This is a genomic window from Tenacibaculum adriaticum (genome assembly GCF_008124875.1).
Taxonomy (GTDB): Bacteria; Bacteroidota; Bacteroidia; order Flavobacteriales; family Flavobacteriaceae; genus Polaribacter; species Polaribacter adriaticus.
This window is the reverse complement of the sequence record NZ_VNIA01000001.1, coordinates 968,189-994,267: the sequence shown is the minus strand read 5'-3', so window position 1 is coordinate 994,267 and position 26,079 is coordinate 968,189. Positions and strand designations below refer to the sequence as shown.

The 26,079-nt window shown below is 32.4% G+C and carries 26 protein-coding genes; 9 read left to right on the top strand and 17 right to left on the bottom strand.

Annotation, left to right across the window (positions count from 1 at the left end; translation table 11 throughout):
- Positions 1-53 precede the first annotated feature (53 nt).
- From C7447_RS04640 to C7447_RS04620, 6 genes are all read right to left on the bottom strand, one after another.
- Entirely contained in the window at positions 54-2,240 is a 2,187-nt protein-coding gene (locus C7447_RS04640) for a peptidase domain-containing ABC transporter (protein ID WP_148869218.1), read from the bottom strand.
- A gap of 87 nt (positions 2,241-2,327) precedes the next feature.
- On the bottom strand, positions 2,328-2,555 hold the full coding sequence (locus C7447_RS04635; protein ID WP_148869216.1) for a hypothetical protein: 228 nt from the start codon (positions 2,553-2,555) through the stop codon (positions 2,328-2,330).
- 211 nt (positions 2,556-2,766) lie between these two features.
- Complete coding sequence (locus C7447_RS04630; protein WP_148869214.1) at positions 2,767-2,973, bottom strand: hypothetical protein; 207 nt, start codon at positions 2,971-2,973, stop codon at positions 2,767-2,769.
- Positions 2,974-3,105: 132 nt separating this feature from the next.
- Positions 3,106-3,303 carry a hypothetical protein gene (locus tag C7447_RS04625; protein ID WP_148869212.1) on the bottom strand — a complete coding sequence of 66 codons (198 nt, stop codon included), beginning with the start codon at positions 3,301-3,303 and terminating at the stop codon, positions 3,106-3,108.
- Positions 3,304-3,465: 162 nt separating this feature from the next.
- On the bottom strand, positions 3,466-3,633 hold the full coding sequence (locus C7447_RS14730) for a hypothetical protein (protein ID WP_170245903.1): 168 nt from the start codon (positions 3,631-3,633) through the stop codon (positions 3,466-3,468).
- 115 nt (positions 3,634-3,748) lie between these two features.
- The gene (locus tag C7447_RS04620; RefSeq protein WP_148869210.1) at positions 3,749-5,350 is read right to left on the bottom strand and encodes a vitamin K epoxide reductase family protein; all 1,602 of its coding nucleotides are present in this window, start codon (positions 5,348-5,350) and stop codon (positions 3,749-3,751) included.
- 204 nt (positions 5,351-5,554) lie between these two features.
- Between C7447_RS04620 and C7447_RS04615 the strand changes: the two genes are divergently transcribed.
- From C7447_RS04615 to C7447_RS04605, 3 genes are all read left to right on the top strand, one after another.
- A complete protein-coding gene (locus C7447_RS04615; protein WP_148869208.1) occupies positions 5,555-7,090 on the top strand; it encodes a YifB family Mg chelatase-like AAA ATPase in 1,536 nt (511 codons plus the stop codon).
- A 1-nt stretch (position 7,091) separates the two neighbouring features.
- A complete protein-coding gene (locus C7447_RS04610; RefSeq protein WP_148869206.1) occupies positions 7,092-7,577 on the top strand; it encodes a hypothetical protein in 486 nt (161 codons plus the stop codon).
- A gap of 67 nt (positions 7,578-7,644) precedes the next feature.
- Positions 7,645-8,649, top strand: a complete 1,005-nt coding sequence (locus C7447_RS04605) for a TlpA family protein disulfide reductase (protein WP_148869204.1) — start codon at positions 7,645-7,647, stop codon at positions 8,647-8,649.
- Positions 8,650-8,719: 70 nt separating this feature from the next.
- Here C7447_RS04605 and ahcY read toward each other — a convergent pair whose 3' ends face one another.
- Positions 8,720-10,036 (bottom strand): adenosylhomocysteinase, encoded by a 1,317-nt coding sequence (ahcY, locus tag C7447_RS04600; protein ID WP_148869202.1) that lies wholly within the window; start codon positions 10,034-10,036, stop codon positions 8,720-8,722.
- 61 nt (positions 10,037-10,097) lie between these two features.
- Between ahcY and C7447_RS04595 the strand changes: the two genes are divergently transcribed.
- The 5 genes from C7447_RS04595 (at position 10,098) to arfB (ending at position 12,753) form a co-directional block, all read left to right on the top strand.
- On the top strand, positions 10,098-10,724 hold the full coding sequence (locus tag C7447_RS04595) for a 4'-phosphopantetheinyl transferase family protein (protein WP_148869200.1): 627 nt from the start codon (positions 10,098-10,100) through the stop codon (positions 10,722-10,724).
- Between the two features lie 131 nt (positions 10,725-10,855).
- The gene (locus C7447_RS04590) at positions 10,856-11,116 is read left to right on the top strand and encodes a thiamine-binding protein (RefSeq protein ID WP_148869198.1); all 261 of its coding nucleotides are present in this window, start codon (positions 10,856-10,858) and stop codon (positions 11,114-11,116) included.
- Positions 11,100-11,732, top strand: coding sequence for a nicotinamide riboside transporter PnuC (gene pnuC / locus C7447_RS04585; protein ID WP_148869196.1), 633 nt, complete (start codon positions 11,100-11,102; stop codon positions 11,730-11,732). Before C7447_RS04590 ends, pnuC begins: the two co-directional genes overlap by 17 nt.
- On the top strand, positions 11,693-12,346 hold the full coding sequence (locus C7447_RS04580) for an AAA family ATPase (RefSeq protein WP_148869194.1): 654 nt from the start codon (positions 11,693-11,695) through the stop codon (positions 12,344-12,346). The genes pnuC and C7447_RS04580 overlap by 40 nt, the downstream gene beginning before the upstream one ends.
- Positions 12,347-12,348: 2 nt before the next feature.
- Positions 12,349-12,753, top strand: a complete 405-nt coding sequence (gene arfB / locus C7447_RS04575; RefSeq protein ID WP_148869193.1) for an alternative ribosome rescue aminoacyl-tRNA hydrolase ArfB — start codon at positions 12,349-12,351, stop codon at positions 12,751-12,753.
- On the opposite strand, the gene C7447_RS04570 is transcribed toward arfB, so the two are convergent.
- The 4 genes from C7447_RS04570 to C7447_RS04555 are packed head-to-tail and all read right to left on the bottom strand — an operon-like array spanning position 12,750 to position 16,626.
- Positions 12,750-13,145, bottom strand: a complete 396-nt coding sequence (locus tag C7447_RS04570; RefSeq protein WP_148869191.1) for a nuclear transport factor 2 family protein — start codon at positions 13,143-13,145, stop codon at positions 12,750-12,752. The genes arfB and C7447_RS04570 overlap by 4 nt on opposite strands.
- Before the next feature lie 11 nt (positions 13,146-13,156).
- On the bottom strand, positions 13,157-14,698 hold the full coding sequence (locus C7447_RS04565; RefSeq protein WP_148869189.1) for an acyl-CoA carboxylase subunit beta: 1,542 nt from the start codon (positions 14,696-14,698) through the stop codon (positions 13,157-13,159).
- Entirely contained in the window at positions 14,688-16,136 is a 1,449-nt protein-coding gene (gene accC / locus C7447_RS04560; protein ID WP_148869187.1) for an acetyl-CoA carboxylase biotin carboxylase subunit, read from the bottom strand. Before accC ends, C7447_RS04565 begins: the two co-directional genes overlap by 11 nt.
- Before the next feature lies 1 nt (position 16,137).
- Positions 16,138-16,626 carry an acetyl-CoA carboxylase biotin carboxyl carrier protein subunit gene (locus C7447_RS04555; protein WP_148869185.1) on the bottom strand — a complete coding sequence of 163 codons (489 nt, stop codon included), beginning with the start codon at positions 16,624-16,626 and terminating at the stop codon, positions 16,138-16,140.
- Between the two features lie 283 nt (positions 16,627-16,909).
- Between C7447_RS04555 and C7447_RS04550 the strand changes: the two genes are divergently transcribed.
- On the top strand, positions 16,910-19,264 hold the full coding sequence (locus C7447_RS04550; RefSeq protein ID WP_246143015.1) for a TonB-dependent receptor: 2,355 nt from the start codon (positions 16,910-16,912) through the stop codon (positions 19,262-19,264).
- Positions 19,265-19,316: 52 nt separating this feature from the next.
- On the opposite strand, the gene C7447_RS04545 is transcribed toward C7447_RS04550, so the two are convergent.
- From C7447_RS04545 to C7447_RS04520, 6 genes are all read right to left on the bottom strand, one after another.
- Positions 19,317-19,586, bottom strand: coding sequence for a heavy-metal-associated domain-containing protein (locus C7447_RS04545; RefSeq protein WP_148869183.1), 270 nt, complete (start codon positions 19,584-19,586; stop codon positions 19,317-19,319).
- The gene (locus C7447_RS04540) at positions 19,586-19,957 is read right to left on the bottom strand and encodes a rhodanese-like domain-containing protein (RefSeq protein WP_148869182.1); all 372 of its coding nucleotides are present in this window, start codon (positions 19,955-19,957) and stop codon (positions 19,586-19,588) included. The genes C7447_RS04545 and C7447_RS04540 overlap by 1 nt, the downstream gene beginning before the upstream one ends.
- A 5-nt stretch (positions 19,958-19,962) precedes the next feature.
- Complete coding sequence (locus C7447_RS04535) at positions 19,963-21,369, bottom strand: MBL fold metallo-hydrolase (RefSeq protein WP_148869180.1); 1,407 nt, start codon at positions 21,367-21,369, stop codon at positions 19,963-19,965.
- Between the two features lie 13 nt (positions 21,370-21,382).
- Positions 21,383-23,110 carry a SulP family inorganic anion transporter gene (locus C7447_RS04530; protein ID WP_148869177.1) on the bottom strand — a complete coding sequence of 576 codons (1,728 nt, stop codon included), beginning with the start codon at positions 23,108-23,110 and terminating at the stop codon, positions 21,383-21,385.
- A 1-nt stretch (position 23,111) separates the two neighbouring features.
- Positions 23,112-24,134: a Holliday junction branch migration DNA helicase RuvB gene (gene ruvB, locus C7447_RS04525; RefSeq protein ID WP_148869175.1), complete on the bottom strand. Its 1,023-nt coding sequence runs from the start codon at positions 24,132-24,134 to the stop codon at positions 23,112-23,114.
- 152 nt (positions 24,135-24,286) lie between these two features.
- Positions 24,287-26,056, bottom strand: coding sequence for a cytochrome c oxidase subunit I (locus C7447_RS04520; RefSeq protein WP_148869173.1), 1,770 nt, complete (start codon positions 26,054-26,056; stop codon positions 24,287-24,289).
- Between the last annotated feature and the right edge of the window lie 23 nt (positions 26,057-26,079).

Sequence of the window (26,079 nt, the reverse complement as noted above, 5' to 3'; positions counted from 1 at the left end):
TTCGCGAAAGAATGTTTTATTTGTTTGGTTTCAACTGCGTTCAAACCTATATTTTATTTCCCTAAATTCAATTGATTCTTTACTAAATGATAGTAATTACCTTTTAAAGCTATTAGCTCTTCATGATTTCCTTTTTCTACAATTTTACCTTTGTCTAACACTACGATTTGGTGTGCGTTTTTTACCGTACTTAATCTATGCGCAATGACCACTGCTGTTTTATCTGCAAAAAACTCATTTAACTTTTCCATAATTACTTTTTCATTGTTTGCGTCTAAAGCTGATGTTGCTTCATCAAAAAATAAAAATCTTGGATTTTTATATACAGATCTGGCTATTAGCAATCGCTGTTTTTGTCCCGTACTTAATCCTGACCCTTCGGATCCTATTTTGGTATTGAAACCCAATGGTAGTCCGTCGATATAATCGGAGATATTAGCTACATTAATAGCGTGTGCTAATTTTTCTTTATCAACATAATCTTCTCCTACCGCTATATTTTTAGCAATGGTATCATTAAAAATATAGCCTTCCTGCATTACTACCCCGCAGTTTCTTCGCCATTCTTTTTGTGATATATTTTTTAGATTGAAATTATTAATCATAATCTCTCCTTTATCTACTTCATAAAAACCTAATAACAATTTCATCAACGTTGTTTTTCCACTACCACTCACACCTACAATTGCAGTCGTTTTATTAGCAGGTATTTCTAATGACAAGTCTTTTAAAACAGGCTCTAATCCGCCTGTATATCTAAAAGAAATATTGTTTAATTGTATGTTTGCGTTTTCTGGAATATGAGTAACTTTTTCATCACCTGGTTTTTCTTCATCTTCCATATTATGAATTTCTCCTAATCGGTCAAGTGATATTTGAGCATCTTGTACATCTCTCATAAAATTGATAAGCTGTGTTATTGGGCCGTTTAATTGCCCAACGATGTAACTAATTGCCATCATCATACCTAAGGTAATATTCCCATCAATTACTAATTTGGCTGATAAAATGGTAATGAACATATTTTTAAGTTCATTAATTAAGTTAGAACCCACACTTTGTGTTTGTTCTAAGGCCAAACTTTTGGTAGCTACTTTAAATAGACGTGCTTGCACATATTCCCAGTTCCATCGCATGCGTCTTTCTGCATTATGCAATTTAATTTCTTGCATACCGTTAATCAACTCAATAACCTTACTTTGTTCTTGACTTACTTCTGAAAAACGTTTATAGTCTAACTCTTTACGTTTTTTGAAGAAAAACAATACCCAACCAAAATACAAGACGCTTCCCAACACAAAAACTCCAAAAATCTGAACACTGTAATACATCAGTACGATACTGAAAATAATAAGGTTAAAAAATGAAAACAGAACAGTTAGTGAAGAAGTGGTTAAAATTCTTTCTATTCGTTTATGATCATTAATTCTTTGTAATAAATCTCCTGTCATTCTCACATCAAAATAAGAAATAGGTAATTTCATTAACTTGATGAAAAAATCAGAAATCAAAGAAATATTAATTCGGCTGCTTAAGTGTAATAAAATCCAACTTCGTATAATTTCTAACGATGCTTTTCCTAGAAATAATAATAGTTGAGCTATTAAAATTAAATACACAAAATTTAAATCTTGATTTTTGATACCTACATCTACGATACTTTGTGTTAAAAAAGGGAGAATTAATTGCAATAAACTACCAGCCAACAATCCAATAATTAACTGGGCGACAAATTTTTTGTATTTGATTAAATATTTAAAAATAAATCCAAAACCAAATTTTTCATCTTTCTCAAACTCCTCTTGGTAAAATTTTGGAGTAGGTTCTACTAATAAGGCAATTCCTTCTTCTGTGTTTTCATCTGCATTGTTTCCTATCCAATGTTTGATGAATTCTTCTTTCGTGTAAGTTATTAGTCCGTGTGCTGGATCAGAGATATAAATGATATTTTTTCTAATTTTATAAACAACGACATAGTGGTTTTTATTCCAGTGTACAATGCAAGGTAAAGGTGCTTCTAATAATTTATTATAGGCCAGCTTTATCCCTAAAGACTTAAAACCAACTGATTCCACAGCATCACTTAAACCTAGTAAACTACTACCTTCCCGGGTAGTTTCGCTTAAACTTCGTAATTGCTGTGTATTAATAAGTTTACCATAGTATTTTGCTATGATTTTTATACATGTTGGCCCACAATCTTTAGCCTCTGTTTGTTTGTAGTTTGGAAATTTTTTCAAAAATTATTTTTTTTTAATAATCTAAAGCCTGCTATAACACAGACTTTAGATTTTTAGCTTTACTTTTAAGTTTAGAAACGTGTAATACTATATACAATTACCATAAGAATCCCACATACCCACAACACATCTACAAGAACTTAAACTATAACATTTTCCTGGACCACATGTTGTGACGTTTGAGCAAACTGTTCCAGAACCTCCTCCAGAACCTCCTCCAGAACCTCCAGGTATACATCCTTCACAGCCTCCATTAATTTCTTTTTGTTCAGTTTTGTTTAAAGCTTTTCCTAAGTTTAAAATTTGTTTTTTCATAATAAATAAGATTTAAAATTGTTAAACCCTTGATCATTTTAAGACACTCAAGGTTTGTGTCTATTCTTCGCGAAAGATTTTTTTTCACCAAACTCCAATTAACCCTTATACCTATCAACTATAGTTTTAATACACGTAGACTTATAATCTTCGGTTTCGGCTTGTAGGTAAATAGCGGATTTTTAATATTCTTTTTTACTTTATAAAAAATTTAATTACAATTACTATAATAAGTATCTTCTGGATTTTGATTATTCCAACAACATGCCGACGCCGAACATCTGCCAAAATTATTCATGCATGTTCCAAATCCACAACCCTCATATTGGTCAAGAAAATTATCTAACTTTCCTCCAAAAATTTCTTTTTGTTCTGCTTTATTTAAAGTCTTTCCTAAGTCTAGAATTGATTTTTTCATAATAATTAAGATTTAAAATAGTGTAAATCCTTGATCATTTTAAGACACTCAAGGTCTATGTCTATTCTTCGCGAAAGAAAAAATATTGATAAAGAGATATTAACCTTAAATTAATATCTCTTTATTTTCTTTTTACAAGTTTATTAGGCTACCATCACATAAAAAACCCGTATTTCCTTGGTCTCCGAATTTTTGACACCATCCTGAAGTATTACAACAACTACCGGATCCGCATTGATAATGAGAATCACATTGCTCTTTACCTCCATTAATTAATTTTTGCTCTGCCTTATTTAAGGCTTTTCCTAAATTTAAAATTTGTTTTTTCATAATAAATAAGATTAAAAAAAATTATAACTCCTTGATTACCTTTAAGACACTCAAGACATGTGTGTCTATTCCGCGTGAAAGATTATTTTTAATGAATAAACTAACCCTAATCAATCAAATCTATTTCATATTCAAGTGATTAGTTTAATTGAATTATTTTGTTTACCATAGACAATCTTCTTCCAGTTTACAAGACCAAGTATGATTATTTGGATTATAACATTCAACTCTTGGTGCATTACAGTCTCCAGATGGAGGGGCTCCTCCAAAAACTTCTTTTTGTTCCGCTTTATTTAAAGCTTTTCCTAAGTTTAAAATTGTTTTTTTCATAATTAAAATTTTAAAGCTACTTTTGTGGCGAACATTTTAAGACACTCACCGTTTGTGTCTATTCTTCGCGAGAGAATATGTTTAAACACAAAGCCCCATATGGGGCTTTGTTATTTTAATTTACTAGTTGAGTGTTTACTGTTTCAGTACAACAGCTTTCTTCTAATTCTTCTACAAAAAATAGTAAGTCTTCTCTTTTGTATTCTTTTGGGTACGATTTTCCGTTTAGTAAAATCTCAGGAGTAAAATTAATAGCATTCTTTGTACACCACTCTTTTTCAACTTCTAAAACACTTAAACTTACTTCTATGTTTTGAGTATTCCCCCATTTACTTAACCATCTTCCAACCTCTTCTCCTTCATAAATATCATGCATTGCTTGTAAGCACTCTTGTTCACTTTTAGTGTTAAATAATTCTATTAATCGACTTGCAACTCTAACTCCGTTGGCATCAAGATTATCAATCGCTATATTAAAACGTATAATTATTTTAACATTATTTTTATACCTCTTTAAAATATCTTCTATTACTTTGTGTACAGGTCTACAATGACCACAAAAAGGGTTCGTTACCACAACAATTTCTAATTTAGAGTCTTTATTGCCGAAAATAATTTCTTTTGAACTGTTTACTCTGGTATTTAAGGTTGGTGATTTTTGAAGTAAACTATCAAACAATGCATAATTCCTCTTAAACTTTATATGTTCTATCTTATCTTTTTTAAGACTATTTACATCTAAGAAAAGAGGTTTTAAATAATTCCAAATTATATAAACAGATGTAAAGCCCAATAAGGACAGTACTATAGGATAAAAAGAATAATTATTTAAAGCTTGAATATTTATTAAAGCTATAGCAGATTGTAACCAAAGTACTCCAACGATTGTTAAACATAATAAGCACCATTTTTTCACAACAGCATATTGATAATATATTGAATAAAGCGTAATAGGAAATGCTAAAAAACTTATCAGATAAACTACAGAAAAATTCGGTAACAGCAATAAGGTCGAGATTGTTAATCCAGAAAAATAAATCAAACTTAAATCGCTTAGTTTATGCCCTTTAATAAGTGCTGCTCCTTTAGAGCTTAATACAGCATCACAGTCTTTTTTTTCTGTATTGCCAGAGCAAAACGCATTGCCAATTACAGTTTCTTCACCGTTTTCTTGTTTAAGAATAACCAAACTAATCATTATACCCACTAAAGACAAAAACAAATGCCCAATAACACTTAATTCAGGATTTTTATAAAAAACAATAAACACTAAAGCACCTACTAAGATTCCAAGCAAAAATTTATTTTTGACCCCAGAACTTTCAACTGTTTCATTTTCTGGTTTTTCTATAGCAACAATAATTCCCGTAAACTTTTCTAAAAAAACACTTTCTGTATACTTCTCTTTTTTATTATTTGCAGAAAAAATATGATAGTTCGATTCTTTGCTGTTTTTTTCAACAACTACCAAATCATTTCCTTTGTCAGTATGTATTTGTGCAAGAAAGCTATCTGGTAATTGTTTTAAAGTTTCTAAATCTACAGGAACCTCAGCAGCAACATTCTCAATATTAAAATGATCTAAAACACCTGTTACAGCATGTAAACTTGGATAAGAAGGATGGCTCTGAATTTGAAAAGAAAGTTCTTTTTTATCAAAGTGAATTTTATTGTTAGATAGCAGTTTCTGCACTAACAAAAATAGTGTATCTTTCATAGCGGGGGAGCTTTTTAAATTAACATAACGTCATCAAATATATGATTTTTTTAAGAACATTGTATTTTTATAATGTTATTTTTGTGTTGTTATTAACATAGTATAACAAACATTAACATATTCTCTTTTTAAAATAAAAAAATATGAAGTTGATGATTTCTAACACTTTATATTTTTTATATATCTTTATTGAAAAGAAAAAGTATGCTTGTAAAAGTTTATGGCAGTGCCGTTTTTGGTATTGAAGCCACTACAATTATTGTTGAAGTGAATATTGATAAAGGTATTGGCTATCATCTGGTCGGTTTACCTGATAATGCGGTTAAAGAAAGTTCTTATAGAATATCTGCAGCACTTAATAATAACAACTACAAACTTCCCGGTAAAAAAATCATTATCAATATGGCTCCTGCTGATATTCGTAAAGAAGGAGCTTCATATGATCTTACGATTGCTATGGGAATCTTAGCAGCTTCCCATCAAATTAAATCAGAAAATATTGGTGATTATATCATTATGGGAGAATTATCTTTAGATGGTAGTTTACAGCCTATAAAAGGAGCGTTACCTATTGCTATTAAAGCACGTGAAGAAGGGTTTAAATATTTTATTCTTCCGAAGGAAAATGCGAAAGAAGCAGCTATTGTTAACGACATAAAAGTTTTTGGTGTGGATAGTATTATGCAAGTAATCAATCATTTTAATGGTGATGAACTGCTCAAACCAACTATTGTAGACACAAGAGCTGAGTTTTATAAAAACATCGATTTTCCTGAATTTGATTTTTCAGATGTAAAAGGACAAGAAAGTATAAAACGTTGTATGGAAATTGCGGCTGCTGGTGGTCATAATATTATATTAATAGGTCCACCTGGAGCAGGAAAAACTATGTTGGCAAAACGTTTACCATCAATTTTACCCCCCATGACTTTGCATGAGGCTTTAGAAACTACCAAAATTCATTCGGTGGTGGGGAAAGTAAAAAATAACGGACTTATGTTTCAGCGTCCTTTTCGTTCTCCTCACCACACTATTTCAGACGTAGCCTTAGTAGGCGGGGGACAATATCCACAACCTGGTGAAATATCTCTAGCTCACAACGGAGTTTTATTTTTAGATGAATTACCAGAATTCAAACGAACCGTTTTAGAGGTAATGAGGCAACCTTTAGAAGATAGAGAGGTTACAATCTCTAGAGCACGTTTCACGGTAAATTACCCAAGTAGTTTTATGTTAGTAGCGAGTATGAACCCGAGTCCGTCAGGATATTTTAACGATAACAAAAGCCCTGTTACCTCATCACCTGCAGAAATGCAACGTTATTTGAGTAAAGTTTCTGGACCTTTGTTAGATAGAATAGATATTCATATTGAAGTGACCCCTGTACCTTTCGATAAACTTTCCGAAGAACGTAAAGGAGAAAGTAGTGTGCAAATTAGAGAGCGCGTAACCATTGCTCGTGAAATTCAATCGAATCGTTATAGAGATTTTGAAAACATTCATTACAATGCACAAATGAGTGTGAAACAAATTAGAAGATTTTGTAAATTGTCCGAGGAAAGTAAAAATTTATTAAAAACAGCAATGGAAAGGTTGAACTTATCTGCAAGGGCATATGATAGAATTTTAAAAGTATCCCGCACAATTGCTGATTTGTCAAAATCGGATGATATTCAACCGAATCATATAGCAGAAGCTATTCAATACAGAAGTTTAGATAGAGAAGGTTGGTTAAGTTAACATGATAGATAAAGAAAATTATTGCCAATTAATTAGCAAAGAGCATATTGAACGCAAACAAAGTTGGTTTGTTAATATTTTAGTGTCTCTCGATCAATTTGGTAATACGCTTGCTAAAGGAAACCCTGACAACACTATTTCTGCACGAATTGGGTATTTTATGCATAATGAAAATGGAAACCCAAACTGGTTTTGGAAACTCTTAGAAAACGTTGTAAACTTCACCTTTAAACCCCTCGATGGAATTGAACATTGTTTTGTAGCCTACTGTTATGATAAAGATGAAAAATTTGAAGAAGGAGATTTATTTGCTAAAATAGTCCTATTTATTTTTGTAGTCGTTTTTAGCATTCCCTTTTTAATTATTGTTGTTTATATTGTAGCTTTCTTGTTTCCAAAAGCAAAAAATGAGTACAAAATGGATCATGAAAAAGTTTCTCTAGAAAAAATAAATAACTTCAGAAAAAAGCATTGTGCTAGTGATTAATTTTTATTTGATATAGGTTATTATATTTTTATATGTAAATTTACTCCTTACTCTTAATTAAATAATAATGAAAAAATTAGTTTATTTATCCATTCTTGCCATCTCAATTATTTCTTGTAAAAAAAGTAATGATTATGTTACTTTTTCAGGAAAAATTACCAATAAAAACTCAGACTCCATAGTTGTTTCTAATCCTCAAGTAGGTTTTAGTCGCGTTATTAAGGTAGACGAGAATGGTGTTTTCAAGGATACTATGAAAGTAGAAAACGGATTCTTTTCTGTTTTCGATGGTAAAGAATACGCTACCGTTTATTTTCAAAACGGAGACGAAATTAACATGACTTTAGATACTAAAGAATTTGACGAAACTGTTAAATTTTCTGGTAGCGGCGCAGATGAAAGTAACTTTTTAGCAACCTCATCTTTAGCTCAAGAAAGTCTTTTTTCAGATGAAAATTTATATAGTTTACCTAAAGCAGATTTTGACACAAAAATAAATGATTTTATAGCAGACTTCGATAAAAGATTAGCAAATAAATCTTTAGACACTTCTTTTGTTTCATTTCAAAAGCAAAACATAGAAGGTTTACAAAAATACGTTAGTAGAATGTATGAAGAGAAAAGTTACCTTACCACTGTTTTAGCGAAAGGTAAGGTATCTCCAAAATTTACGGGTTATGAAAATTTTAAAGGAGGTGAAACTTCTTTAGATGATTTAAAAGGTAAATACGTTTATATAGATGTATGGGCAACTTGGTGTAATCCTTGTAAACAAGAAATTCCTTTTTTGCAAAAAGTGGAAAAACAATTCCACGGAAAAAACATAGAGTTTGTAAGTATTTCTACCGACCGTCAAGAAGATTATTTTGAATGGAAAGATATGGTTACTGAGAAAAATTTAGGTGGTATTCAATTATACGCAGGTGATAATAAACAATTTTTCACTGATTATAAAGTAAGTAGTATTCCTCGTTTTATCTTAATAGATCCACAAGGAAATATCGTAGACGCAAATGCACCGAGACCTTCAGATCCAAAATTAATAGAATTATTAAATACATTGAATTTATAAAATTCAAAACGATGATAAAAAAAATCCCACAACTACGTTGCGGGATTTTTTTATATCTTAATTCTAAATCTTAGTATCTATAATACTCTGGCTTAAATGGTCCTTCAACCGTCACACCAATATAATCAGCTTGATCTTGTTTTAACTCTGTTAACTCAACACCGATCTTCGCTAAGTGTAATTTTGCTACTTTCTCATCTAAATGTTTTGGTAACATATATACCTCGTTGTTGTATTTAGCACCATCTTTCCAAAGCTCAATTTGTGCTAGAGTTTGGTTTGTAAATGAATTAGACATTACAAAACTTGGGTGCCCAGTTGCACAACCTAAATTTACTAAACGTCCTTCTGCCAAAATGATGATATCTTTTCCAGCAATTGTATATTTATCAACCTGAGGCTTAATTTCAACTTTAGTAGCTCCGTAATTATCATTTAACCAAGCCATTTGAATTTCATTATCGAAGTGACCAATGTTACATACGATAGTTTTATCTTTCATTGCTTCAAAATGCTCAGCACGAACGATATCTTTATTTCCGGTAGTTGTAATTACAATATCTGCGTTACCTACAACCGTTTCTAATTTTTTAACTTCAAAACCATCCATTGCAGCTTGTAAAGCACAAATAGGATCGATTTCTGTTACAGTAACAATAGAACCAGCCCCTTTAAAAGAAGCAGCAGTACCTTTACCAACATCACCATAACCACAAACTACTACTCTTTTTCCGGCCAACATAATATCTGTTGCACGACGAATTGCATCTACTGCAGATTCACGACATCCGTATTTGTTATCAAATTTAGATTTTGTAACCGAATCATTAATATTGATTGCCGGCATTGGTAATGTTCCATTTTTAACTCTTTCGTATAAACGGTGAACACCTGTAGTCGTTTCTTCAGAAATACCTTTAATTCCACCTGCTAATTCAGGATAACGATCTAACACCATGTTTGTTAAATCTCCACCATCATCTAAAATCATGTTTAATGGCTCCTTATCTTCACCAAAGAATAATGTTTGTTCTATACACCAATCAAACTCTTCTTCGTTCATTCCTTTCCATGCATACACTGGTATACCTGCAGCAGCAATTGCAGCAGCTGCTTGATCTTGCGTTGAAAAAATATTACAAGAACTCCAAGTTACATCTGCACCTAAAGCTACCAATGTTTCAATTAAAACAGCAGTTTGAATCGTCATGTGTAAACATCCTGCTATCCTTGCTCCTTTTAAAGGTTGCTCATTTTTGTACTCTTCACGTAAACTCATTAATCCAGGCATTTCTGCCTCTGCTAATTCAATTTCTTTTCTTCCCCAATCGGCTAAAGAAATATCTTTAACTTTGTAAGGAACGTATGTAGCGGTTTTTGTGCTCATATTTTTGTATATTTAATTTCAATTTTAAGAATTGCAAAATTACGGAATAACTTTTTAAAATATGCCTCTTTATAAAACATTAACGGTAAACGAAAACACTAAAGCATTGATTTGGAAGATTGAAGAATCTTTTGAAGAGTTATCTGTTGGAATTCAACTTACTAAAAACAGTACAGATAGAGTCAGTTCTATGAAATCTGAAATACATCGAAGAGGGTTTTTGAGTGTTAGGCACTTACTAAAAGAGGTAGGTTATGCTGATGATGATTTGGTCTATGATGAATTTGGAAAGCCTCATTTAAAAAACGGAAAACACATTTCTATCACACACTCATTTACTTTTTCTGCCTTAATTGTTTCTGATAATAAACCCGTTGGAATTGACATTGAAAAACAACGTGATAAAATTGTAAAAATAGCGCACAAGTTTACACCTATTGAAGAATATAATACGATCGCTAACCACGAGGCTTTGGTTAGTAAATTAACCATTGTTTGGGGAGCTAAAGAAAGTTTGTATAAAATCTACGGAAAAAAACAATTGCGTTTTTTAGAAAACATTTATGTAGAAGATTTTTCGTTCGAAAATGATAATACCACTGCTGAAATTAGATATGATGGAGAAACATTTGGTTATGATGTGCACTTCTTAGAAATAGATGGTTTTACTTGTGTGTATGCATTTTAAAAAAGATTTATCATTCCTGTGTAGGAAATAAATGTGAGTTCAGTGAAAGTTAATCTTATAAAAAGATTACTGCTTTCGTAGGAATGACATCTTCAAACTTTATATTTGTTCTATAACTATCATTCAAAAAAATGAACATTTCAGTAGAACTCACCCTCACTCCTCTTCAAAACGAATTTGAAGAACCTATCATAAACTTTATTAAAAAATTAAGAGAATCAGGTTTAACTGTTCTTGAAAACCCTTTAAGTACTCAAGTGTATGGAGAATATGATCAAGTAATGCAACTCTTAACCACCGAAATAAAAGAAGCTTTTGAATTAATTGACAAAGGTTTATTATATATGAAAATTGTAAAATCTGATCGTAGCGACTATGAACCACATTTTTGATTTTTTCTTCGGGCAGTATTACGAATATTCAACTCTAGATATTTCTTTAGAAATCATCGCAGTTATCTTCGGTTTTTTATCGGTTTGGTATTCTAAAAAGAATAATATTCTGGTCTTTCCAACAGGAATGGTTAGTACTGTAATTTTTGTTTATCTATTATTAAAATGGGAATTGTTAGGTGATATGATGATCAACGGTTACTATTTTATCATGAGTGTATACGGATGGTATATTTGGACTAGTAAAGTGGACGAAACTCATGTAACTCCAATTTCAGAAACCACATCCAAAGAGAAAAAACAAAGTGTGTTCATCTTTTTAGGAACACTTCTATTTGTATACGCTGTGTATACCTTTTTTGATAAATGGACGAGCTGGACAGCATATGTTGATACAGTTACCACAGCCATCTTTTTTGTAGGAATGTGGCTCATGGCAAAACGAAAAATTGAAAACTGGATTTACTGGATTATTGGTGATATAATTTCTGTTCCCTTATACTTTTATAAAGGCTTTACCTTTACTAGCTTTCAATATTTAATCTTTACCTTTATAGCAATCTCAGGATATTTAGCATGGAAAAAACACTTAAACAACAACCTATCAACCTTATAAAGGTAGTTTTATTTGGACCTGAAAGCACCGGAAAAACAACTCTCTCTGGTCAGTTAGCGCGTCATTACAATACAGTTTGGGCTCCTGAATATGCGCGTGAGTTTTTACAAGATAAATGGAATAACGAACGTAAAACTTGTGAGCAAAAAGATTTAATTCCCATCGCGGAAGGACAAATACAATTAGAAAATGAACTCGCAAGAAAAGCTGATAAAATATTAATCTGCGACACCGATTTATTGGAAACCAAAGTCTATTCTGAAGAATATTATGGTGGTTTTGTTGATCCTAAACTAGATAAAGCTGCTATTGAAAACACCTATGATGTTTACTTTTTAACCTATATAGATACGCCTTGGGAAGAAGATGATTTACGCGATAGACCAGAACAACGTTTAGAAATGTTTAAAGCTTTTGAAAACACCCTAATAAAATACAATCGCCCATATGTTTTATTAAAAGGCGATAAGGAAACACGATTAAAGGAAGCTACAGAAGTAATAGATAAACTCCTTGCAAAAAAAGAGAACTTATATTCTTTTTCTGATACGTTATCTGATTTAGATATGCATTTTCTACATCAAAATTTAGACAATCCAAATTACCCTATTTAACAATGAATACCGAACAACTTATAAGAGAACTAAACTTTAAAGCTATTCGTAGTTCGGGTGCTGGTGGACAACATGTAAATAAAGTTTCCTCTAAAATTGAGTTATCTTTTAACCTACCAGCTTCCGAAGGATTGTCTGAAGAAGAAAAGGAATTGTTGCTTAAAAATTTATCCGCTAAACTAACCAAAGAGAACATTCTCATTCTTACCTCTCAAGAAAGTCGTTCACAACACAGAAATAAAGAAATTGCAATTCAACGTTTTTTAGAAATCATCAAACAAGGATTAAAACGACCTAAAGTTAGAAAAGCGACAAAACCTAGTAAATCTTCAATTCTTAAAAAAGCAGAAAACAAACGCAAGCATGCATTTAAAAAATCACTACGTAAAAAACCCCGTTTAGACTAGCCTTTCATCTTTTCTAAATACTCTCCCATTTTTTGATGCACAATATTGACTGCTTTTAAAGGTCGTATCATCACTTTTATTTCTTTCAATTTCCCTTCATCAGTAAACGTTACCATATCAACACCTTCAACGGTAATTCCATCTATTTCTGTTGCAAATTCTAAAATAGCATTCTCTTTATCAACAACTTCTCTAACATATTTAAAATGATCGTTTGCTATAATTTTAGCCGCAGCCATTAAATACATGGTAACCATAAATTTTCCCTCTACAGGAGTCCACACAACTGGCGAATATAAAACCGCATTATCATCAATAAATTCATCCAAATTTGATGTATTTCTTGTTTTTACAAACTCATGCCATTTTATTAATCCTTTAGATGTACTCATAATTGAAGTTTTTATAATGGAATATTTCCGTGTTTTCTATTCGGTCTTTCTACTTTTTTACCTTCTAACATCGCAAAAGCTTTGATTAACTTTCTACGAGTTTCTTGCGGTAAAATTACCTCGTCTACAAATCCTCTTTCAGCAGCTGTATACGGATTTGCAAATAACTCAGCATACTCAGCTTCTTTCTCTGCTAATTTAGCCTCATGATCTTCAGCTTCGGCAATTTCCTTTTTAAAGATAATTTCACTGGCTCCTTTTGCTCCCATTACTGCAATTTCTGCAGAAGGCCACGCAAAATTCATATCAGCTCCAATGTGTTTTGAGTTCATTACATCATAGGCTCCACCGTACGCTTTACGTGTAATTACACTCACTCTTGGCACCGTTGCTTCACTTAATGCATATAGTAACTTTGCTCCATTGGTAATAATTGCATTCCATTCTTGATCGGTTCCCGGTAAAAACCCAGGTACATCTACTAATACCAATAACGGAATGTTAAAACAATCGCAAAAACGCGTAAAACGCGCTGCTTTTTTAGAACTATTCACATCTAAACAACCCGCTAAACTCATCGGTTGATTGGCTACAATCCCAATACTCCTTCCTCCTAAACGAGCAAAACCAACAACAATATTATCAGCATAATCTTTATGAATTTCAAAGAAAGAATCTGTATCTGCAATTCCGTCGATTACAGCATGCATATCGTAGGGCTTATTCGCATTATCAGGAACAATATTTGCTAATTCCTCACGGAACTCATCATCCAATTCGAACGATAATTTATGAGGAGTTTCTTGATTATTTTGAGGCATATAGCTCAACAATGTTTTAATATCTTCTAAACATTGTACATCATTCGCAGCTGTTAAATGTGTAACTCCAGATTTTGTTGAATGCGTACTCGCTCCACCTAATTCTTCCGAGGTCACTTCTTCATTAGTAACCGTTTTTACTACGTTAGGTCCGGTAACAAACATATAACTCGAATTCTCAACCATAATGGTAAAATCGGTCATTGCTGGTGAATACACCGCTCCTCCTGCACAAGGCCCCATAATTGCCGAAATTTGAGGAATTACTCCGGATGCTTGTACATTTCTGTAAAAAATATCCGCATAACCACCTAACGAACGAACTCCTTCTTGAATACGTGCTCCCCCTGAATCATTTAATCCAATTAACGGAGCTCCAATTTTCACAGCTAAATCCATAATCTTACAGATTTTCTCAGCATGAGTTTCAGAAAGAGAACCTCCAAAAACCGTAAAATCTTGTGCAAACACGTACACCAAACGACCATTTACTGTTCCGTAACCTGTTACTACACCATCTCCATAAAACTTTTGTTTGTCCATTCCAAAATCGGTAGTACGATGCGTAACTAAAATACCGACTTCTTCAAAAGAACCTTCATCTAAAAAATAATCTATTCGTTCACGAGCAGTTAATTTTCCTTTCTGATGTTGACGGTCAATACGTTTTTGTCCTCCACCTAATTTGGCTTCAGCTATTTTATCTTGTAATTGTTCTATTTTAGATTTCACGAGTAGGCACTTTTAAGATTTGTTGTTCTTTTAAATAATGTTGCAAAGCAACTTTTGCAGCAATTTCTGCTTCCGTTTTAAAGGTCGTTTCTAAACTTTCTGGTGAATAATAATTCTTAACAAAATGCGTATCAAAATTACCTGAAGTAAACGCCTCATGTTCACATACAAACTTACCAAAAGACAAGGTCGTTTCAATTCCCTTTATTTTATAATTACTGATGGCTTGTTTCATCAATTCAATAGCTTCTTCACGTGTTTTACCGTAAGTTATCAGCTTTGAAATCATTGGATCGTAATAAATAGGTATTTCCATTCCTTCTTCAAAACCATCATCCACTCTTATATTTTCTCCTACCGGAATTTGATACGTTTCTAAGGTGCCAATACTTGGCATAAAATCATGTAAAGGATCTTCTGCATATACACGTAATTCTAATGAATGACCGTTAATTTTTAAATCGTCTTGCGTAAATGACAACGCTTCTCCACGAGCAATCTTTATTTGCTCTTCCACCAAATCAACTCCAGTAATCAATTCAGTTACCGGATGCTCAACTTGTAAACGTGTATTCATTTCTAAAAAATAGAAATTTTTGTTTTCATCTAATAAAAACTCAACGGTTCCGGCTCCTAAATAATCGCACGCTTTTGCTACTTTTACTGCAGCTTCTCCCATTTTTTGACGAATCTCAGGTGTTAATACACTCGATGGAGCTTCTTCTACTACTTTTTGATGACGACGTTGTACCGAACATTCACGCTCAAACAAATGCACCACATTTCCATGACTATCTGCCAACACTTGAATTTCAATATGACGAGGTGAACTCACATATTTTTCAATAAATACAGAACCATCTCCAAAAGCAGATTCTGCTTCAGAAATAGCTCGCTGCATTTGTTCTTTTATATCTTCAGCTTTATAAACCACACGCATACCTTTTCCTCCACCTCCTGCCGAAGCTTTAATTAAGATAGGGTATCCTATTTCATCAGCTATTTTTGAGGCATACGCCACATCCGTAACTGCCTCATCAATTCCAGGAACCATTGGTATATCGTAAGCTTTCACCGCATCTTTAGCTGCTAACTTGCTTCCCATTACCTTAATCGCATATGATTTGGGACCGATAAACGTGATACCACTTTTAGCAACGGCTTCTCCAAAAGCTGCATTTTCACTTAAAAATCCATATCCAGGATGAATCCCGTCCACTCCTAGTTGCTTAGCTACTTCAATAATTTTATTTCCTAGTAAATAGGATTGATTTGAGGGCGCAGGTCCAATGCAAACTGCTTCATCAGCAAATTTCACATGTGGCGCATTCCTATCAGCTTCTGAAAAAACAGCTACTGTTTTAATTCCCATTTTTTTAGCAGAACGCATTACTCGTAATGCAATTTCCCCTCTGTTTGCTATTAAAATCTTCTTCATTTTATTCCTCCATTTCAATTAAAACTGTATTCTTCTCAACTTTATCTCCTGTTTTTATAGTAATCGCTTTTATCACACCATTTCTTGGAGCAGTTAATGTGTTTTCCATTTTCATGGCTTCCAACACTAAAATTCCGTCACCTTCTGCAACTTCTTGCCCTACTTCAACATCAATAGAAACGATAAGCCCTGGCATTGGTGCTTTTATATCATTTTCTTTTTTCTCTGCAGTAGCTTCTAACCCTAATTCACTAATTAACATATCCAATTCATCGGCAATTTTCACTTCGTAAGCATTTCCATTTACCTGAACTGTATATGTTTTTTTATTAAAATTAGACTGAAGAACCTCTGCTTGGTAAGATTTATTTTTATCTAAAATATGGTATTTTTTCTGCGGTTTTTCAACTACATCTAACGATGTAATCTGTTCTTTATTAAGATTAAAATCGTACGATTCGTTAACCTTTAGTTTGTATGTTTTACCCATATGATTTTGAGAAATTAAGATTACTAAATTATTAAAATATATCCAGTTATAATAATTATGATTTTTTCCATGTTTATTCCAAAATTTGCTATAATTTTGCCTCGTTCTCGTAAAGGGGTGCCTATATCGGCTGAGATCATACCCAATGAACCTAGAACAGGTAATGCTGTTTAGGGAAAATGAACGTTAAGTCTACGTATAATTACGTTAATTTATCGAACTATTAATTATTCAAAAACAACAGAATAATTGCCTCTTTTTATTCATTTTAATTTATTTAAAAATGAATCTAATTTTAATCTGTAAAAAAGCTAAAAAATTAATGCCTTTTTTACTTTTGTTTGTCACTTTATCTGCACAAGCGCAATCCGTCATTTTATCTGGGAAAGTAGTTAATAACAATCAAGAGCCTTTAATGGGAGCTACAGTTGTTATTCATGAACTTAAAAAAGGTTCATCTACCGATCTTGAAGGAAACTTTCAAATTAAAGTTCCGAAAGGTAAACACATTATCGAAATTTCACATGTTGGTTTTTATTCCATAAAGCGTGAAGTTTCTACTAATGATTCAAACATTATTTTCGACTTAACTTCCGAAGAAAATGTGTTGGACGAAGTTTTAGTTTCTGCCGTTCGTGTAAAAGCAGATGCACCAGTTACACACTCTAACCTAACCAAAAAAGAACTTGAAAAACGTAATTTAGGACAAGACATTCCTGTTCTAATGAATTACCTACCTTCTGTCGTTACCACCTCAGATGCTGGTGCGGGTGTAGGTTATACAGGGATTCGTGTTCGTGGTTCAGATGCTTCTCGTGTAAATGTTACCATCAATGGAATTCCGTATAACGATGCTGAAAGTCAAGGAACTTTTTGGGTAAACATGCCTGATTTTGCATCTTCTACACAAAGTATTCAATTACAACGTGGGGTTGGAACTTCAACAAACGGAGCTGGTGCTTTTGGTGCGAGTTTAAATGTATTAACAGATAGCGATTCAAATACTGCTTTTGGAGAAGTTGCAACTTCTTTTGGTTCTTTTAATACTCAAAAATATACTGCAAAAGCTGGAACTGGAAAATTAAATGATCATGTAAGTTTTACTGGTCGTGTTTCTAAAATTTCTTCAGATGGTTATATAGACAGGGCTTCTTCTGATTTAAAATCATACTTTTTACAAGGAAGTTATGTTGATGAAAACACTTTAATTAAAACCTTAGTTTTTGGTGGCCATGAAATTACGTATCAATCATGGAATGGTAACGATGGAGAAACATTAAAAACTGATCGCACGTTTAATTCTGCTGGAGCTTTATGGGATGAAAATGGAGTTACAGGGTATTACGATAATGAAGTAGATGACTACAAACAAGATCATTATCAGTTACATTGGAATCAAAAATATTCTGATAACTTGTCTTCTAATATTGCCGTTCATTATACTTACGGAAGAGGTTTTTACGAGCAATATAAGCAAGATGATGATTTTGCTGATTATAACTTAACACCAATTACTATTGGTACTGAAACGATAAATTCTACTGATCTTATTAGAAGAAAATGGCTCGACAATGATTTCTATGGAATTACATACAACCTAAACTATAAAAACGATAATTGGGATATTTTATTCGGTGGTGCATGGAATAGATATGAAGGTGATCATTTTGGTGAAATTATTTGGGCTCGTTATGCTTCTGATAGTGAGATTAGGGATCATTATTATGATGATTTCGGAAACAAAGAAGACTTCAATTTATTTGCAAAAGCTACTTATAAATTAAACAATAATATTTCATTATTTGCAGATCTTCAAAATAGAAATGTAAGTTACAAAGCTAACGGAGTACAGGCTACTTTAGTAAATGATACTTTTAACTTTTTCAACCCAAAAGCTGGAATTAATTATAATTTAAATAATAATAACAGCTTATACTTTTCATACGCACGTGCGAATAGAGAACCAAACCGTACTGATTATGAAAATGGAAATCCAAAACCAGAACAGTTAGACGATTTTGAATTGGGTTGGCGTTTTAACACTAAAAACATTAAAGTAAACACCAACATTTATTATATGTTTTATACAGATCAATTGGCGTTAACTGGTGAAATTGACAATGTAGGATCACCTATTAGAGCAAATATTGGTGAAAGCTACCGTTTAGGATTAGAAGTTGATGCTCATATTGCTATTTCAGATTATTTGAGTGTTGTCCCAAATTTCACTATAAGTCAAAATAAAAACATTGATTTAAAAGAAACAGACGGAACTATAATTACGAATTTAGGCGATACTAATATTTCGTATTCTCCAAATTTTATTGCTGGTAATGCTATCGTAGTAAACCCAATTGAAGATTTTAATGTTAGTTTCTTGTCTAAATATGTAGGTTCTCAATTTATGAGTAATACGGAAATGTCAGCATCAACATTAGACAGTTATTTCGTAAATGATTTGAATATAAGTTACACTCTTAAACCTAAATCCGTAATTAAAGAAATCGTCTTATCTGGATTGATCAATAATATTTTCGATGAAGAATATAGTTCAAACGGATATATGTGGGGAACAACTCCATATTATTACCCACAAGCTGGAACAAACTTTTTAGTAGGAGCTACTTTTAAGTTTTAAATGGGGAAATGCTAGAAAAAGAAAAAATCCCGAGCATTAGCTCGGGATTTTTTTAATCTTTATTTACTCTTCCTACTGCACAACTCACAAACGATTTTGCTTTGTGTAGTACCGTGTTCTTGTCTCCTACTTCAGGGTAACCTAATTTAGAAAGTTTTTCTTTAATTTCTGTTGAACTTTCTTTTTCAGTTTCTACCAAAACCATTGAATTTTCTATATCTACTTCAACAGAAGTAATCCCTTCTAACTCCGATATTCCTTTTTTAATAGTTGATGCACATCCACCACATTTAAGGTTTTCTATATGAATTTCTGTTTTCATTATTCTTTGTTTTTTTCTTTCCACTCGTCGTATCCTCCTAAAACATTGTACACTTTATATCCTTTACTTACTAATATTTCTGAGGCTACTAAACTTCTTCCGCCTGATTTACAATACACATAAACAGGTTCTTTTTTAGACAGCTTACTAAGAGCTTGCTTTTCAAAATCATCAGAGTTTACATTAATTTTTAATGCACTTTTAATACTACCCTGTTCCCATTCTTCTGGAGTACGAACATCTAATAACTGAATGTTGTTACTCATTTCTGTTTTTAAATCTTCAACCGTAATGTTTGTGATTTCTTTAGTTGGTTGTTTACACGATATAAAAAACAAAACTGCGATTACTAATAAACTTTTTAATTTCATTTTTTTTATTTTAACGTTGATGGACAAACTGTTAATGTTCTTTGTATTCCTGTTTTTTTAATAGCTCCGTAACCTCCTGCAACATCAATTACATTATGAAAACCTCTTGCTTTTAAAATAGAAGAAGCAATTACAGAACGATATCCTCCTGCACAATGCACATAAAAATCTTTATCAGTAGGGAATTCCTTTATATGATCGTTCAAATAATCTAACGGTGTATTTGGCACATTTATTATATGTTCACTTGCATGTTCCCCTGGTTTACGCGCATCAAAAACTGGAGCATTTTTACGAATGGCTACCTCCAAATCATCGGCAGACACAGATCTTAAAGTGTCTATTTCTTTTCCTGATTTCTTCCAACTTTCAAAACTTCCTTTTAAGTAGCCTAAAACATTGTCAAACCCTACACGTGATAAACGTGTAATCGTTTGTTCTTCTTCACCTTCTGGAGTTACCAATAAAATGGGTTGATTAATATCTTTCACTAAAGCACCAACCCACGGAGCGAATGTTCCGCTTAAACCAATAAAAATTGATTGTGGAATAAAACCTTTAATAAATTCTGATTGATGACGTACATCTAAAATTAAAGCATCATTATCGTTTGCTACTTTTTCAAAATCATCTACAGTTAATGCTTTGGTACTTTGCTCTAAAACTTCATCTATAGAAACATATCCTTCTCTATTCAATCTAACATTTAAAGGAAAATAATCTGGTGGGGGTAATAACCCGTCTGTTACTTCTTTAACAAACTCTTCTTTAGTCATATCTGCTCGTAATGCATAATTGGTTTTCTTTTGATCACCAATTGTTCCAACAGTTTCTTTACTTAAGTTTTTACCGCAAGCAGAACCTGCTCCATGAGCCGGATACACAATTACATCATCAGCTAAAGTCATGATTTTAGTTCTTAAACTATTGTATAAATAACCTGCTAAATCATCTTGTGTAATGTCTCCCTTTTGGGCTAAATCTGGTCTACCAACATCGCCTAAAAATAAGGTGTCACCACTAAAGATTGCATGGTTATTACCTTTTTCATCTTTTAACAAGTACGTTGTACTTTCCATCGTATGTCCCGGTGTGTGAAGCGCAGTAATTGTTAAATCTCCTAGTTTAAACACTTCTCTATCTTCTGCAATATGTGCATTAAAGCCCGTTTTTGCAGTTGGCCCAAATACTATTTTTGCCTCCGTTTTTTCCGCTAATGTAACGTGTCCGCTAACAAAATCAGCATGAAAATGAGTTTCAAAAATATATTTAATTTTTGCTCCGTCTTTGTTTGCCCTATCAATGTAAGGTTGCACTTCTCTTAATGGATCGATGATTGCTACTTCTCCATTACTTTCGATATAATAAGCTCCTTGCGCTAAACAACCTGTATAAATTTGTTCTATATTCATAATATATTCCTAATTAATCATACGCTTGGTGTATATACTGCGCGTATTTTTTTTGATGTTCGTTATCTCCTGTTTTATAGTATTTCACAGCTCCATTTGCTCTCATAAAAAAATGATTCACATCTATAATTTGTAAAAGGCCACCTCTAAAAATAGCATCTCTTACAGGGCCTTTTACCCCAGCAAAATAAAACTGAATACCTCTTTTATTATAATACTTAATTCTTTCTTTAAGCATTTCTATACCTGTACTATCTACTCTATTAATACTCTCTGCATCTAATACAATCAATTTTAATGCCTTTCCTTTTTCCTCTGCCATTTCGTCTAACTTGTCTCTAAAATAGTTAGCATTTGCGTAAAAAAGTTGTGCATCAAAACGAAAAACCAATACATCATCTTCAATTATAACTTCTCTGAATCGATTTTTATTTCTATAAAAATTTGAATTAGGTACTTTTCCTAACTCTGTTACATAGGGTCTTGAAGTTCTAAAAATCAACACGATTAAAGACAAACCTACGCCAATTAAAATTCCGTACTCAATACCAAAAAACAAGGTTGAAAAGAACGTTGCTACTAATAACCAAAAATCCAAATTATTAGCTTTCCATAAAAACTTAGCTTCCTCTACATTAATTAAGTTAAATACTGCTACTATAATAATTGCCGCCAAAACTGTTTTAGGTAAATGATAAAAAACAGGTGTTAAAAATAACAATGTAAAAATTACTAAAATAGCTGATACAATTGCCGACATTCCTGTGGTTCCTCCAGATTCTGCATTAATCGCTGATCTTGAAAAACTAGAAGCTGATGGATAGGCCTTAAATAGTGAACCAAACATATTACTTAGTCCTAGAGCAATTAATTCTTGATTTGGCTTTATTCTATATTCGTCTTGTTTTGCTTCTAATGTTTTTCCTATTGAAATTGTTTCAAGATAACCTACCATCACTAAGGTAAGTGCAATTGGCAAAAGTTCTTTAATTTGAGCTATATCTAACTCCGGAAAAGAAAAAGACGGTAATCCTGAAGGTATATCTCTAACAATCGCCACATCTGCTAATCCCTTACCAAAAAAACGTAATACAACAATTCCTAAAACAACAACTATTAACGAATTGGGTATTTTTTTACTTACTTTTCTGAAGATAATAATGATAGCACATGAAATAAGTCCAATGATTGTTGTATTAAAGTTAAAACTTGAAATTCTATCAAAAACATCTTTTAATAAAATATGAATTTGATCACTTTGTAAAAAATCAACTCCAAATAAGTTTCTAAATTGATTTAATCCAATTGTTAAAGCAACAGCGGATGTAAAACCTGTAATAACTGGTTTTGATAAAAAATTTACAATAAATCCTAATTGTAACACACCCATTAAAAATTGAATAGCACCTACAACTAGTCCTAATAAAATAGCTATTGAAATAAAACTCTCTGAGCCTACTAATGCTAATGTTGAAACTCCTGTTGCTACAATTAATGAATCCATTGCTACAGGACCAATTGCTACTTGTCTAGAAGATCCAAAAATAGCATACACTATTTGTGGTACTAACGCACTGTATAAACCATAAATAGGTGGTAGCCCTGCAATAAGTGCATACGCAATACCTTGGGGTATTAAAATTATTGCAACCGTTATACCTGCAACAACATCTCCTTTTAACTGAGATTTTTTATAGTGAGGTAACCACTCTAAAATTGGTATGAGTTTTTTTATATTCAACCTAAAATAATTCTCCTTGTGATGTTCCTTTTATTCTTCCAAGATGTTTATATGCTAGGTCTGTAACCTCTCTTCCTCTTGGAGTTCTCATAATAAATCCTTGTTGAATTAAGAATGGCTCATAAACTTCTTCTATAGTTTCTGCATTTTCTGCTACTGCTGTTGCTAAAGTAGAAATACCAACAGGCCCTCCTTTAAACTTGTCTATTATGGTAGTTAAAATTTTATTATCCATTTCATCTAATCCGTGAGCATCTACATTTAAAGCTTTTAAAGCATATTTAGCTATTTCAATAGTAATATTACCATCTCCTTTAATTTGAGCAAAATCACGTACTCTACGCAGTAAAGCGTTTGCAATACGTGGTGTTCCTCTACTTCTTCCTGCTATTTCTATAGCTGCTTCCATTGAAATTGGAACTCCAAGAATATATGCACTACGTTGAATGATTGTAGTTAATAATTCTGTAGAATAATAATGTAAACGGCTACTAATACCAAAACGCGCTCTCATGGGAGCTGTAAGTAACCCAGAACGAGTAGTTGCTCCTATTAATGTAAAAGGTTCTAAATGTATCTGAACTGTTCTTGCATTTGGGCCAGATTCTATCATTATATCGATTTTATAGTCTTCCATAGCTGAATATAAATATTCCTCTACAATCGGACTTAATCGGTGAATTTCATCAATGAATAACACATCTCTTTCATCAAGATTTGTTAATAAACCTGCTAAATCTCCTGGTTTATCTAAAACCGGACCTGATGTAACTTTAATACCAACTCCTAATTCATTAGCTAAAATATGCGCTAAAGTTGTTTTACCTAAACCTGGAGGGCCATGAAACAACGTATGATCTAAAGCTTCATCTCTTTGATTTGCTGCTTCAACAAATATTTTAAGATTTTCTATCGCTTGATCTTGTCCTGAAAAATCTTCAAAAGATAGTGGACGTAGTTTTTTTTCTACATCAATTTCATCATTCGAATAGTTAGTATTTTCAGGATTTAAGTTTTCGTTCATGCTTGCAAATATACTTCAAATTAAATGTGCTTTGTGTAATAAATGTTACCTACGAAAGTTAGTATTGCTAAGATACAGATTAGAAATGAAAATCAATTATATAAAAAAAGCCTTTCAGAAATGAAAGGCTTTTTTTATAATTTATACGTTTTTTAAGAAGGCTCTTCACCATCTTTTAACGGTGTATTTTGTAATACGAAATCTTTTCCGTGTACATAATTTCCGTTTTCATCAGTTTTACTATAATCATAAGCCCAACGGTAAACATGAGGAATTGGTCCTGGCCAGTTTCCATGAACATGCTCTACTGGAGTTGTCCATTCTAATGTATTAGACTTCCATGGATTTTGTGATGCTTTTTGTCCTCTATAAATTGAAATAAAGAAATTTGCTAAAAATATTAACTGTGCTAAACCTCCTATAATTGCCATAACAGTCATAAATACATTAATATTTGCTAAATCATCAAATAAAGGAAAATTAGTGTTTGTATAATAACGACGTGGTAAACCTGCTAATCCGATGAAGTGCATTGGAAAAAATACTCCGTATGCAGAAATAATCGTAATCCAGAAATGCCAGTATCCTAATGTTTTGTTCATCATTCTACCATACATTTTTGGGAACCAGTGGTAAATACCAGCAAACATCCCGAATAATGCAGATACACCCATTACTAAGTGGAAGTGAGCAACAACGAAGTACGTATCGTGTACATTAATATCTAAAGCAGAATCCCCTAAAACTAACCCTGTTAAACCTCCTGTTACGAATGTAGAAACCAATCCGATAGAGAATAACATAGCTGGATTCATTTGTAAGTTACCTTTCCATAGTGTAGTTACATAGTTAAATGCCTTTACTGCTGATGGAATTGCAATTAATACTGTTGTAAATGTAAATACAGACCCTAAGAATGGGTTCATTCCTGAAATAAACATATGGTGACCCCATACAATTGTAGATAAGAATGCAATTGCTATAATAGATCCAATCATTGCACGATAACCAAAGATAGGTTTACGAGCGTTCGTTGAAATAATTTCAGATGTTAATCCTAAGGCAGGTAATAAGATAATATATACTTCAGGGTGACCTAAGAACCAGAATAAATGTTCAAATAATACAGGTGACCCTCCTTGGTAATGTAAAACTTCACCTGAGATAAAGATATCTGATAAATAGAATGATGTACCAAAGCTTCTATCAAAAATTAATAATAAAGCAGCTGATAATAATACAGGGAACGAAATCACACCAATAATTGCTGTAATGAAGAATGCCCACATTGTTAATGGCAATCTTGTCATTTTCATTCCTTTTGTACGTAAGTTTAATACAGTAACAATATAGTTTAATGATCCAATTAAAGATGATGCAATAAATATAGCCATCGATACTAACCATAAAGTCATACCTGCTCCTGAACCTGGAATTGCTTGTGGTAATGCCGATAATGGAGGATAAATTGTCCATCCTGCAGATGCTGGTCCTGCCTCAACAAATAATGAAATTACCATGATTACTGATGATATGAAAAACAACCAGTATGAAACCATGTTTAAAAATCCTGAAGCCATATCACGAGCTCCAATCTGTAATGGAATTAATAAGTTTGAGAACGTACCACTTAATCCGGCAGTTAATACAAAGAATACCATAATTGTACCGTGAATAGTAACTAATGCCAAGTACATATCTGGGTTCATAACTCCGTCAGTTTGGTGGTGTCCTAAAAACGCTTCAATAATTGAAAACGATTTTTCTGGCCATGCAATTTGTAAGCGAAATAACATTGACATAAATACTCCAATAATACCCATAAACATACCTGTAATAAGGAATTGTTTAGAGATCATTTTATGATCGGTACTGAACATGTATTTTGTTACAAATGTTTCTTTGTGATGGTGATCTGACATAATCTATATCTTTATATAACCTT